Source organism: Clostridium oryzae (assembly GCF_002029235.1).
GTDB classification, from domain to species: Bacteria; Bacillota; Clostridia; order Clostridiales; family Clostridiaceae; genus Clostridium_AE; species Clostridium_AE oryzae.
Genome location: NZ_MZGV01000096.1, coordinates 1 through 12,845, shown reverse-complemented (window position 1 = coordinate 12,845; position 12,845 = coordinate 1). Strand labels below are relative to the sequence as shown.

14 protein-coding genes, 1 pseudogene and 1 other annotated feature are annotated in these 12,845 nt (G+C 31.9%); of the genes and pseudogenes, 12 read left to right on the top strand and 3 right to left on the bottom strand.

Translation table 11 applies throughout. From position 1 onward, the window contains the following. The first annotated feature begins 215 nt into the window (after positions 1–215). From lysS to CLORY_RS21300, 10 genes and pseudogenes are all read left to right on the top strand, one after another. Positions 216–1,736, top strand: coding sequence for a lysine--tRNA ligase (gene lysS, locus CLORY_RS21340; RefSeq protein WP_079428351.1), 1,521 nt, complete (start codon positions 216–218; stop codon positions 1,734–1,736). A gap of 336 nt (positions 1,737–2,072) precedes the next feature. Further along, positions 2,073–2,237, top strand: a complete 165-nt coding sequence (locus tag CLORY_RS23465) for a hypothetical protein (protein WP_169911710.1) — start codon at positions 2,073–2,075, stop codon at positions 2,235–2,237. Positions 2,238–2,251: 14 nt separating this feature from the next. Beyond that, positions 2,252–2,647, top strand: a complete 396-nt coding sequence (locus tag CLORY_RS21335) for a flavodoxin domain-containing protein (RefSeq protein ID WP_341456659.1) — start codon at positions 2,252–2,254, stop codon at positions 2,645–2,647. Then, a pseudogene (locus CLORY_RS21330) lies at positions 2,629–3,135 on the top strand (EFR1 family ferrodoxin); the annotation flags it as partial. The gene CLORY_RS21335 and the pseudogene CLORY_RS21330, both read left to right, overlap by 19 nt. A 330-nt stretch (positions 3,136–3,465) precedes the next feature. Beyond that, positions 3,466–4,311: an MBL fold metallo-hydrolase gene (locus CLORY_RS21325; protein ID WP_079428346.1), complete on the top strand. Its 846-nt coding sequence runs from the start codon at positions 3,466–3,468 to the stop codon at positions 4,309–4,311. Positions 4,312–4,392: 81 nt separating this feature from the next. Beyond that, positions 4,393–4,667: a binding site (T-box leader), on the top strand. A 77-nt stretch (positions 4,668–4,744) separates the two neighbouring features. After that, positions 4,745–5,932, top strand: coding sequence for an aminotransferase-like domain-containing protein (locus CLORY_RS21320; RefSeq protein WP_079428343.1), 1,188 nt, complete (start codon positions 4,745–4,747; stop codon positions 5,930–5,932). Positions 5,933–6,083: 151 nt separating this feature from the next. Then, entirely contained in the window at positions 6,084–7,043 is a 960-nt protein-coding gene (locus CLORY_RS21315) for a phosphotransferase family protein (protein ID WP_079428341.1), read from the top strand. Between the two features lie 83 nt (positions 7,044–7,126). Beyond that, positions 7,127–7,588, top strand: a complete 462-nt coding sequence (locus CLORY_RS21310; RefSeq protein ID WP_079428339.1) for a VOC family protein — start codon at positions 7,127–7,129, stop codon at positions 7,586–7,588. A 70-nt stretch (positions 7,589–7,658) separates the two neighbouring features. Further along, a complete protein-coding gene (locus tag CLORY_RS21305) occupies positions 7,659–7,895 on the top strand; it encodes a hypothetical protein (RefSeq protein ID WP_079428337.1) in 237 nt (78 codons plus the stop codon). Positions 7,896–7,941: 46 nt separating this feature from the next. Further along, positions 7,942–8,478, top strand: a complete 537-nt coding sequence (locus tag CLORY_RS21300; protein WP_079428335.1) for a GNAT family N-acetyltransferase — start codon at positions 7,942–7,944, stop codon at positions 8,476–8,478. A gap of 220 nt (positions 8,479–8,698) precedes the next feature. Here the strand turns inward: CLORY_RS21300 and CLORY_RS21295 are convergent, their stop codons facing one another. After that, positions 8,699–10,501: a MutS family DNA mismatch repair protein gene (locus CLORY_RS21295; RefSeq protein ID WP_079428333.1), complete on the bottom strand. Its 1,803-nt coding sequence runs from the start codon at positions 10,499–10,501 to the stop codon at positions 8,699–8,701. Positions 10,502–10,591: 90 nt separating this feature from the next. Here CLORY_RS21295 and CLORY_RS23460 point away from each other — a divergent pair, with 90 nt between their 5' ends. Together CLORY_RS23460 and CLORY_RS23590 are read left to right on the top strand one after the other, a co-directional pair. Then, the gene (locus CLORY_RS23460) at positions 10,592–10,732 is read left to right on the top strand and encodes a hypothetical protein (RefSeq protein WP_169911709.1); all 141 of its coding nucleotides are present in this window, start codon (positions 10,592–10,594) and stop codon (positions 10,730–10,732) included. Then, positions 10,707–10,943 carry a hypothetical protein gene (locus tag CLORY_RS23590; RefSeq protein ID WP_079428331.1) on the top strand — a complete coding sequence of 79 codons (237 nt, stop codon included), beginning with the start codon at positions 10,707–10,709 and terminating at the stop codon, positions 10,941–10,943. Before CLORY_RS23460 ends, CLORY_RS23590 begins: the two co-directional genes overlap by 26 nt. 109 nt (positions 10,944–11,052) lie before the next feature. On the opposite strand, the gene CLORY_RS21285 is transcribed toward CLORY_RS23590, so the two are convergent. Both CLORY_RS21285 and CLORY_RS21280 read right to left on the bottom strand, forming a co-directional pair. Then, the gene (locus CLORY_RS21285; protein WP_079428329.1) at positions 11,053–11,790 is read right to left on the bottom strand and encodes a MerR family transcriptional regulator; all 738 of its coding nucleotides are present in this window, start codon (positions 11,788–11,790) and stop codon (positions 11,053–11,055) included. Then, positions 11,787–12,695 carry a DUF2268 domain-containing putative Zn-dependent protease gene (locus tag CLORY_RS21280; protein WP_079428327.1) on the bottom strand — a complete coding sequence of 303 codons (909 nt, stop codon included), beginning with the start codon at positions 12,693–12,695 and terminating at the stop codon, positions 11,787–11,789. Before CLORY_RS21280 ends, CLORY_RS21285 begins: the two co-directional genes overlap by 4 nt. Positions 12,696–12,845 lie beyond the last annotated feature (150 nt).

Genomic DNA, 12,845 nt, shown 5'->3' with positions numbered 1-12,845 from the left:
TGCCCTAATTGTGATGCAGATTTTTATTATTCAGGAGAAAAGAAAGTAGAAGAAGGTTCGTATTTAGTTGATGAGAACGAACCTTTTCCATTCTAAAACTCATAGTCCCCGGTAGGGGATTTTTTTATTTCAGAAAGTCAAAGAATTTATCAAGTGCCAATTTGTCAAGTGCCTGGCACTTGACAAAATGGAAAGATGAAAGGTGGTAGTACCAAATGTATGAACAATATGTAGATATTAAAAAATTAAAAGAAATAATGCCAGATGCTAATGAAGTGATTATAGAAAAAATAAATAAGATGAATCAATTGATGGAAGAAGGGATAAACCCTTATCCTTATTCCTATGATAAGGTAACTCATTCAGACTATATCATTAATAACTATCATAGTATAAACAGTGAAGAAAGCTTTAATATGGCTGGAAGGATAATGTTGTTAAGAAGAATGGGAAATGCAACCTTTATGAATATAAGTGACCAGACTGGAGATATTCAGCTATATGTTAGCAAAAACAATATAGGTCAGGAGAAATATAAACTTATCAAATTGATTGATGTAGGTGATTTGATTGGGGTAAAGGGAACTGTTTTTAAAACAAAAACTGAGGAAATAACTATAAGAGTCACAGAATTAACAGTGCTTTCAAAAGCAATCAGACCCTTACCGGAAAAATACCATGGCATTCAGGATATGGATTTAAGGCAGAGACACAGGTCGTTAGATATGATTATGAACAATGAAGTAAAGGAAAGATTCATAAATAGATCAAAAGCGATGTCAGCACTAAGAGAATTTCTCAATGAAAGAGATTTTATTGAAGTAGATACGCCTGTGCTGGATACTAAGTATGGCGGAGGAGAGGCGAAACCATTCATAACTGAGGTTAATTCAATGAACACTGAAGTGTATATGAACGTATCTCCTGAGCTTTATTTAAAAAGAATGATGGTAGGAGGAATAGAGAGAGTTTATACTTTGGCTAGATCCTTTAGAAATGAAGGAATAGATAAAACGCATTATCCAGAGTTTACGCTATTTGAGTGTTATATGGCTTATGCGGATTACAACGACATGATGGAGCTGATGGAAAGCTTATACCAGTATGTCTTCAATAAAGTAATACATACCACTAAAGTAGTTTATGAAGGTGTAGAAATAGATTTTAAGGCTCCTTGGAAAAGAGAAAAAATGTGTGATCTTGTAAAAAGACATACACATATAGAGGTTGAAAATTTAAGTAAAGAGGAGATAGTTAATGCTATAGAACAAAAAGAACTTTTAAAGACAGTACAGCAGGAAGGGTTTATCATCAGGGAAGCTTCAAAAGGTGAACTTATTATGACGTTGTTTGATGAATATTGTGTACAAAATTTGATTCAGCCAACTTTTGTGATTGATTTTCCTATGGATTCTTCACCGCTTTGTAAGATTCATAGAGATAATCCTGATCTTATTGAAAGATTTGAACCCTATGCCTATGGTATTGAGCTGGGGAACGCATATTCAGAACTTAATGATTCATTAAGGCAAAGAGTACTTTTAAATGAACAGGCAAGTAAACTCAGAGCAGGACTTGAAACTGCAAGTCCTATGGATGAGGAATTTGCAGTTGCTATAGATACGGGTATGCCGCCAGCTGGAGGTCTTGGCATTGGTATCGACAGAATGATAATGTTTCTTACTGGAGCAGCTTCAATCAAAGATGTAATTGCATTTCCACTGGTAAAAAGATAAAAAATGGTTACACCCTATGTCGGCTAGTTCCGCTCATTAAGCAATTACACCACATCTTTTAGGCAAATTTCCTAATGGCTGATAACTCGGCTACGCCTCAAACAATTCGCCATCTTAACGGAAATTTGCCTAAAAGACATGGGTAATTGCTAAATTCACTCCAAATGCCGACGTCGGCTGAAACCATTTTTAATGCCCTAACTCTTAATTTTTACACAATACTTTTATTTTATTAATTCTATTATCTTTTTATCCTAATTCACTAACTTTAAAACTTATGCTTAAAGCTTCACATGTGTATTTAAAAGGCATATCAGTTTTATATACTATGGAGAGATGCTTGATGTATGTTCAACTTTTTTAGATGATTTGTTTAAATGGATTGCTGTTAATGAAGTGAAACTAGCTCCTAATAAAATTGGGCTTGTTTCGGTATACGATAAGGATTATTTTATAACAAAACGAGTCCAAGTAATGATTCCTGTTGTTTTGGCTCAATAATAGCAAGAAATATCATGAAAGTAACAGTCCGCTGTTTTATAGTAAGTATAAGAACAGCAGGCTGTTACTTTTTGATAATTATTATAGTTAGGAGAGTTAATATGAGCACTACAATCTATTATTTTTCAGGTACAGGTAACTCACTTAAGGTAGCAAAGGATATAGCAGGTAGATTAGAAAATTCAGATATAATACCTATTTCAAGTACGCTTGCTAGTGAAAAAATTAGTACAGTTTCTGAACGAATAGGGATAGTTTTACCTATCTATATATATGGTTTACCTAAGATTTTATCTGGATTCATAAGTAAACTAGACTATACTATACGTTTAAGGATAAATATGTTTTTGCTGCAGCAACATGTAAATCGCAACCTGGAGGAGCACTTTTACAGCTCCGCAATGAATTAAGCATGAAAGGAATAAAACTTTCTTCGGGTTTCAATATTTGCATGCCAGGAAATAATATTGTATATTATAAAAGCGATACAGAAGATAAGCAAAATGAGAAAATTTCAATGTTTGAAAAAAGATTAAACAAGATTATTTCAGTAATAAACAAGAAAATAAGTACACCTATTGAAAAAGGGAGCTTTTCTCAATGCTTTTTTGGAACGAAAATATTATATAGGCTGCTAATAAGATCTTTTTCATCCTACGATAAACAATTATTGGTAAATAGTGACTGTACTGGCTGCAGTATATGTGAAAGAGTTTGTCCAGTTGCGAATATAAGTATGAAGGACAATAAACCTGTATGGCATCACAGATGTGAGCAATGTGTTGCATGTTTAAATTTGTGCCCGAGACAAGCTATACAATATAGAAAAATTACCGTTGGCAAAAAACGATATAGGAATCCGTTTATTAAAATTAATGAACTTTATAGAAAAGATTGATATGGAAGTATTAACCCTTGCTAAGCTAATATTCAGAAATGAATTTCAGGGTGAGTTTTTCTTTAACTTGGTATGCAATTTGTACAGCTAAGTAAAATAATTATTTTCTATATCACTGCTTCCAAATTATTCCTTTTGATCATGTGTTAAATAGTATTTTCTTCAAAGTTACTTTCAAAGTACTTCGTATCAAAAGTACTTTATTAGATTGGAGTATTTTGATGCTGTTAATTTTATATTAATAGAAAGATAAATGGTTATAAAATTATAAATATTTACATATAGATTTCTGGAAACGATAACAATGTAACTGTGAAGGAGATTTATAATATGAAAGTAACTATGCTAATTGAAGATGAACCATCAAAAGATGTAATAAATTTAGCAAACGAAATGGGATTATCAATGCATTTTCAATTTAATGATAAGAATATACTATTTGATGCTGGGTTAACGGAGGCTTTTATAGATAATGCCAGAAAAATGGGTATTAATTTGAAAAATGACGATTTTATTGTAATATCTCATGGGCATATCAGCCATGCAGGTGGATTGCTAAAATATTTAAGGAGTAATGAAAAAGCAGAAATAGTCATATCTGAATCTGCAGTTCAAAAACATTATATTAAAATATGTAGAAATGAAATTGACATAAGTGTACCTAGTGAAATAACATCAAGATGTGGAAATAGAATAAGGTATCTGAATGACTTTACCGAAATTACTAAAGATGTATTTATAGCTTCTAATTTTATTAAAAAATATCCCTGGGTAAGGTTTAATCAATATATGTTTACTGAAAAATATGGCAGCTTCATCAGAGATGATTTTAAACACGAACTTATTATGGTGATTAATAATGCTGGTAAGCTTGTAATAGTTACTGGTTGTAGTCATAATGGTATTACAAACATTATTGAGTCTGTAAAACTTAAATTCCCTGACACTCCAATTCAAGCAGTAATAGGAGGCTTCCATATTTCCGGAATACCTGGCGGAAATGTATTTCGTGAGTCAGAACAGTCTGTCAGAAAGCTTGGGCAAACACTCTTAAGCTACAATATTGACAAAGTCTATACCTGCCATTGTACAGGAATGCTGCAGTATAATATATTGAAAAAAGTTATGAAAGATAAAATTGAATATTTCTCCACAGGAAGAGAAATTGAATTGTAAGAGATATATTATCAATATAAAAATAGATATTGTTTCTATTGACAATATATTGGAGTATTGCTATCATATTAAATAACATGAATAAAAGCACTGATGAGGAAGAGTAATTACATTTTTGAAATAAAGAGAGGAAGAGCTGGTGAGATTTTTCCATGATTGATGTAGTGAAGGTAGCCTCGGAGCTTTGAACTGAAAGCATTATTAACTGAAATTAAGTTTTTAAGATGTGACTAGGTTTTAACGGAGTCCCTCCGTTATAAGGGGTGTAGTATCGGCTTTTACGCCCGCACTATATAGAGAGTGTACATTTGTACAAAGTTAGGTGGTACCACGGAATTTCGACCTTCGCCCTATTATTAGGACGGAGGTTTTTATTTTTTCTAATTGCGCAATAGAAGAAATGGCAATAAATTTATGAAAGTGGTGAATGTATATGAGTATCAAATTTGCAGACAGGATGAATAAAGTACAGAAATCTTTTATAAGAGAGATTCTTAAAGTAACAGAAAACCATGAAGTAATATCTTTTGCTGGTGGACTTCCAAACCCAGTATCTTTTCCGGTAGAAGAAATAAAAAAAGCAGCGCAGAAGGTGTTAGATGAAAACGGAAGCGATGTTCTTCAATATAGTACAACGGAAGGATATCTTCCACTAAGACAGTATATTGCAGATAGGTATTATAAAAGATTTGGATTAAAGGTTAACGCTGATGAGATATTAATAACAAATGGCTCTCAGCAAGGTCTTGATTTGATTGGAAAGGTATTGCTTAACAAAGAAGATGATATTCTTTTAGAAAGACCAGGTTATTTAGGAGCAATACAAGCATTTTCAATCTTTGAACCTACTTTTCACTCTGTGACTTTAAAAGATGATGGTGTAGATACAGAGCTATTGGAGAAGACATTAGAAAAATATAAACCTAAGTTATTTTATACAGTTCCGAATTTTCAAAATCCTTCTGGAATTACTTATTCAGAAGAGAATAGAAAAGCTTTGGCTAGTATATTGAACAAATATGATACCGTATTAATCGAGGATGACCCTTATGGTGAATTGAGATTCATTGGTGAGGATGTACCTCCAGTAAGAACTTATTTACATGATAACTCAATTATGCTGGGCTCATTTTCTAAGATAGTGTCTCCGGCAATGAGATTAGGGTGGATATGTGCTAAGGTTGAAATAATGGACAAACTTATAACAGCAAAGCAAGCAGCTGATCTTCACAGCAACTATTTTTCTCAAAGGGTAGTTTATCAATATTTAACAGATAATGATATAGAGGATCATATAAAGAAAATTAGAGAGCTTTATAAAAAGCAAAGAAATTGTATGGTTAATGCTATTGAAAAATATTTTCCTAGTGAAATAAAAAGCACAAAGCCTGAAGGGGGCATGTTTCTTTGGGTAACGCTGCCAGAAGGAATTTCTTCGCTAGATTTATTTGATGTTGCAGCTAAACAAAATGTTGCATTTGTACCTGGAGATCCATTCTATACTGGTGATAAAGGTATAAATACATTTAGGCTTAACTATACAAATTCCAGTGAAGAGATGATTGAAGAGGGGATAAAAAGGTTAGCAGAATCAATAAAGCAGATTATAAGCACAAGGTAAAATATATTAATTTAATGAATAGAGACGAGTTGTAAATACTGTTCACAACTCGTCTCTATTTTATGCTATAATTTATTCCAAGACTTAACATATTATTTACATAAATAGATATTACATCCTAAAAAGAATTTGGGCAATTGGAGGATATTTTATGAAAAGCTTAACGAAGAACAAACAGACGATTGAAACTATAAATGAAATGGCCGATAAAGCATTCAATGGATCAAAAGTATCGGAGATAACAGAATTAAAGGAAGGCTTTTTTAATGTTGCATACAGGTTGAAGTTAGCAGACGAGAGAGAAGTAATACTAAAGATAGCACCAAGCAAAAGTGTACTTACGATGACTTATGAAAAAAATATAATGTTTACTGAAACTGAAACTATGAAATTAGTCAAGAATATGACAGATGTGACTGTACCTGAGATTTTTTATTATGATAATAGTCATAGTATTTGTGAATCGGATTATTTTTTTATGTCCAAACTTCCGGGAGCAAGTTTTAGTTCTATAATGGAACAGTTTGATGAAAAGCAGAAAAAGAAAATTAATTACAAATTAGGACAGTATAACGCTAAGATTAATGGCATAACGGGAGAAAACTTTGGATATTTTGGACAACAGGATAAACAAGGCAAGGATTGGTTTAATGTATTTTCAAACATGATTGATGATGCTATTAACGATGCTAAAGCTTTGAATATAGATATTGGTACTGACCCTAATAAAATAAAAAGTCTGCTGAATAGTGATAAGGAAATTTTTGAAGAAGTAAAAGTACCAAAGCTTGTACATTGGGATCTTTGGGCAGGAAATGTCTTTATTGAAAATGGTGAAATAACTGGATTGATAGATTTCGAAAGATGTTTATGGGCCGATGAACTTATGGAAGTTGGTTTTAGGTCCTATGATTATAATGAGGATTTCTATAATGGATATGGAATAGGTGACTTAACTGAGAAGCAAAAGAAACGAGTTAGGTGGTATGACATGTATCTATTTTTAATATGGGTTATAGAAGGCGATTATAGGCAATATGAGGATAGAGGATTGTATGAACACGCAAAGAAAAAGATAATCGAAACTGTTAATTTGCTCGAAAATGTGTGATTTTGAGTTACTGTCTTTGTATATTTTTAATGATATAACATTGAATAAAAAAGTATCAATATTTCGAGGGGGACAAATAAAAAATGAAAAGCAGATATGTACATACAAATATCATAGCAAAGGACTGGAAAAGAATATCTCTTTTCTATCAGCGTGTGTTTGGGTGTAAACCAATAGCTCCCCAGCGTGATCTGAGGGGAGAATGGCTAGATAAGATGACAGGCATTGAAAATGCTCATATTGTAGGTGAACATTTATCTGTTCCAGGGTATGATGAGAACTTACCTACGCTAGAAATATTTTCCTATGATAACATGGAGAGCAGCAATGAAAAGCTAATAAATGGTATTGGTCTTGCGCATTTGGCTTTTGAAGTTGATGATGTATCGGCAGTACTTAAGAAGATTAAAGAAGAAGGGGGAGGACAGCTAGGGGAAATGGTAAAAGCAGAATATCCCAATAACATGATAGCAACTTTTGTCTATGCTAAGGACGTTGAAGGAAATATTATAGAATTGCAAAGTTGGGAGAAAAAACGTGAATAGAACAACGGATTTAATATTAGGAAAAGCAGAATTTAATATAAATGTTTTTAGTTTGGAGATGAGGTAACTTATGTATGTCTTGAAATTAAAGTCAATTCGTGTGATTGCTATTTTGCCGACATGGATAAAAAGACTAAGGCAGCTTGCTAATAATTATGTAGAGGCTGTAAACAAACTTATATCAGATTTATTACGAAAGCAATTAATAAAAATAGTGGCAGTACTTAATCCTGAAGGATTGTTAGCTACATATCAAATTATTGAGAGTAAGGAATATTTTACATTAGAATTGGATGAAGGTATGTAATGCTGTATTCTTTGTTATACAGAAGATTTTTGGAGGACAAATAGTAATGAAAAAATATTTTATAAGCACAGAAAGATTAGGCTTTTCAATATGGAATGATAATGACTTACCAGATGCAGTAGAACTTTGGGGCAATACAGAGGTGACAAAATTTATAACAGCAGACGGCAAAATGTCAGAAGAACAGATAAAGCAGCGATTGAGAAAGGAAATAGATATTTATAATAAATATAATGTTCAATACTGGCCCATTTATATCGCTGAGACAAATGAGAATATTGGCTGCTGCGGTTTACGGCCATATGATATGGAAAAGAACATATTAGAGATAGGGATACACCTAAAAGAAAAGTACTGGGGAAAAGGCTATGCTAGAGAAGCATGTTTGGAAGTAATCAAATATGCTTTTGAAAATCTCGGTGTAGATGCTATTTTTGTTGGACATAATCCTAAAAATACTGCATCTGCAAAACTTATTAAAAAGCTTGGATTTACGTATACACATGATGAGTTTTATGCACCTACAGGATTGAACCATCCTTCTTATTTGATGAAGAGAGAGGATTATGAAAACAAAATTTAGTGACCCTACTAAAAAACGAAATTTTAAAAAGAGGAAAAGTTCCTTTCTATGGCACAGTATAATCGCACTTTCATTCACAGAACATAGCGGGAAATTTTGGCTTTTTTCCTGCTTGGGCGGAACTTTATTCTCAAAAAATCCTAACTAATAAAACTTATAGCTATAAATTGGAAATTATAAATAAGTAAGAATTATTGAAATATTACATTTTATTCAATGATTATTTTATATCTATTCCTGCCAAATTAATTAAATACATAGCGTTCCTAGTAGTTGATATTCCTTCTAGAAGTTTATAGTTGAATTTCAATTTGCTGTTTAAATAATATTCTTGAAAATGATAATTAATAACTTTAGAATACTCATGCTCTAAACAGCATAGTTCTAGATCATGAGTAGAAATAAGTCCTGATGCACCTTGTTCGCCTAACTGTCTTATTAATGCCTTTGCTCCATCGTGTCTATCAATAGAATTAGTTCCTTTAAATAATTCATCTAACAAAAAAAATATTTTTTTATTCTTTTTTGTTTCTTCAACAATCATTTTTATTCTTAATATTTCTGCATAGAAGGAAGATATGTTATTTTCTAAATTATCATTTGTTCGCATACAAGTAAAGATCTTCATTAATGAACATTCAAATTTATCTGCACATACGGTGGCACCAATATAACTTAATACTAAATTTATACCTATAGTTCGTAGAAATGTACTTTTACCAGACATATTTGAGCCTGTTATCAGTAAAATATTCTTATCAGTATTAATTGTAATATCATTACATACTCTTTTGTCACTCAATAGTGGATGGCCTAATCCGTTAGATTTTACTATGTAGTCTCCATCTGTAATTAAAGGTACTACCCACTGTGGATTATTGTAAATAATATTTGAAATGCTGTTAAGTGCTTCAAATTGGCCTATAACATCAAACCACTTTTCTAAATTTTTGCCTGAATTATTTCTCCACTTTTCAAACTCAATCATACATTGATAATCCCATAACAGCAATATATTAAATATAATAAAGAATACATTCTGTCTCTCGGATATTCTGCCATATATATTAGTCAGTCTTTTTATTGCATTTACCGCACTTTCACCTTCATAAGTTACTAAATTATCTTTTAATTGTTTTAAATAGTCACTTTTAAAATCTTTATATGTAATTGAACTTAACAGCCTAAAATATACATTTATATTATCTTTATATTTATAAATACTATTAAAGGTGATACTCCTTTTTTTACCACCTATAAATAGCATTATTAATTGAACACATACCATAAAACAAGGTAATGTAAAGTTTATTAATGAAGTAAAATAAGCTGATATAATTAGCGCCAATGTTAAGCATGGCAACAGTCTGACAAGTAAAATAAACCATGACTTAGTATACAATTCATTTCTTTCTCTGCCCCATTTGTACAACTCTTTCGGATCAATACATTGATTAATTATCAACATTCCTTCAGCTTCAAATTTCTGTCTCCATTCTAAATTTATTGCTAATTCATGCAATGACTGCTGAGTATTCTGTATATCAGCAGATGTACTTAACGGATTAGTCGATCTATTTTTTAATATCTCTCTACCCATAAATGTTTTAGTAGTATTAATCCACTGAAATAATGAACCCTTTCCAAATATATCTAAATCATCAGAGTAACTATGTTGTATATTTTTAAATTCACTTCCGTCATCCTCGAAATTTTTCCATTTTTCATTTAGCCTTTTTAATGATTCTAAATTTATTTCTTTTAATGCTATTGAGTAATTTCTTTTATTGATTTCTTTGTTGCTCTCAATAATTAAATAAACAGAAATAGCCAATGAAATAATGAAAACAGTCATACTTACAATGTAACTTTTAATAATAAAAGTATAAACTGTAACACTTAGACCAATCATGAAAGTAAAAAATCTAAAATACTTTATAATATTTATTGAATTGTTTTGTTTTTTAATTAAATACTCATAAGTATTCAGTTTATTAAGATATTCATTATAGATATTCACCATTTTATTCCTCCAAATATCTAAGTTTGGTATATACAACTATTGTAGCACATTTTGGAAACAACTATACAGTTTTTGAGAATCAGTCTATGAATGTTAACGAAGACGGATATTTTACAAATTGCAAGAAACCAGTTGGCACTTGATTATAATTGCATGCCATCCGATTTGGATAAATCAAAAAAGTATGAAAATACGATAGTACCAAATGAACTTATTAAAGGGAGACAGTGAACCTATTACAGATGTAAAATGGTACGAACAAGCAGACATTTATCAATTTAGGAATGATGATAGATTTGAAGAGGCCTTTGCTTTTAAAGAAAGTCACCCAGATGTCTTAGCAGTTGCAGCATTAGATGGCGATAAAATAATGGGAATGGCTGGTGCAAGTGCTGATAGCAGTACTATGTGGCAGATTGGTGTTGACGTAATGCCTGATTAACGTGGCAGAGGAATTGTTAAACTATATGGCAAGCACAAGAGAATGTATGATAATCAGATATATTCTCTTGTGCTTGTTATTATTTTGAATATCAGCTTTAAAAGTGGTTTTATTTTTTGTTTTGACAATATATTTTAATTGCATGAGAGATGAATTCAGCTGTTCCTTCACCATGGCTGTCGATATTTTTCTTAAAACGCTCATCTTCGGTATACATCAAGCCAAGACATTGTAGAATTTCATTAGTACAGGTGTAAAAATTTTCAGTAATAAAATCCTGCCACCTTTTAACTAGTGTCTGAACTTCTTTACTGTCAGGTGATTTATCCATATTGTCAGCAAATGCTTTTAGAATACTTTTTCCTCCTTCGTTTATTTGATGCCATTGATCTTTACTATAATTACTGGTTTTTTTCTCGCTTTCTGCGTAGGCGTCAGTGTTACCCCAGCGCTCTTTAACTTCTTCAGCGTATTTATTTTTTGCGTTTTCAAATTCTGTTATATCAAATTCTTTAAAACTCATATTTATGTCTCCTTCTAGTGTATTGTTTACAAGATTTATAAGCTTATCAATTCGCTTACGTTTTTTAAGAAGCAGTTCTTTTTGCTTCTTCAGAGCTTCATTTTTATCAAATGCAGGATTCGTCATTATATCTTTAATTTTATTAAGAGGAAAATCCAGTTCTCTAAAAAATAGTATCTGTTGAAGTACTGCGAGAGCATTTTCATCATACAGACGATAACCAGTTTCAGTAATCTGACTTGGTTTAAGCAAGCCTATTTCATCATAATAATGCAAAGTTCTTACAGTAACTCCTGTTAATTTTGCAACCTCGTTAATTTTCATTTCCAAAAACCCTCTGTTTCTTTCAAAATATCTTCGGTTGGTGTAATTGTGGCTTCGAATATGGTTTTCCCAGTATGTGCAAGATAATATTTGATTAATTGATAGCCACAGGCATATCCTGCACAGTAGGGCATGCCAACTGGCTTAACGCCGCGCATTGCCATGATTTCATCACCATAAAGAAATGCTGAAAGCCTGTTGAAATCATTAATGTTCAAATTTTCTTTGATTGCCGGTTTGATAATAGTTGTAAGTATCTCAGGCGTTGTATTGTTAACCCACATACCAATTTTATCTTCGCCAAACATAAAGGCAGCAAAGTTTTCTGCTAAACCCTCACTGACAACCATATCTCCCAGCGTAATGTTATTGCTCCATTTCATAAACTGCCATCTAACATTATGATTTGTCTCATGTGCAAGTGCTACAGGCAGCATTTTAAGTGATTTTTCATTAGGTATGATCGTCCCTATGATATATCCAGGGATACCTCCATCGCCGCAATAGTCACCAGTCATTTTTGACATTGGATTTTGTGGATCATTCAGCAAAACAGTAAAGACATAATCTTTCGTAGGAAGTGAAATTGCGTTATCCTCAAAGGTTTTAAGCGAATTTGTAATGCTTTCCTCACAGGCTTGCCAAAAGTTTTCATCACAGATTTTTTCAATATCTTCAATTCGTTCGTTGTTAATTTGGCTTGGTGCAAGTCCACCACCCATAGTGTTCGCAATAACAACATCAAAACCGCCTGGCTGATCCGCTTTTAGTGGAATGCCAATGCAAGACCACTTAAATTCAAAGGGCTTCATAAGTTCATAGCGGTAGATGTCATCACGTTCCTCTTGTTTAACAGAAATCATTTTTTTATAGATTTTGTCAGATCTAATTGCTGTAATTTTCATTTTATTACTCTCCTTTCGCTTGAGTTAGTGTAAAGTTTTTTACACTATTCTTTTAAAAATTTCTTTATATATCAAGGGTTACAGAGTTTTTTTGTATAAAAAAAACAATGACCCCCAATTTCATGTTATAATTGAATCTCTAACCAAACA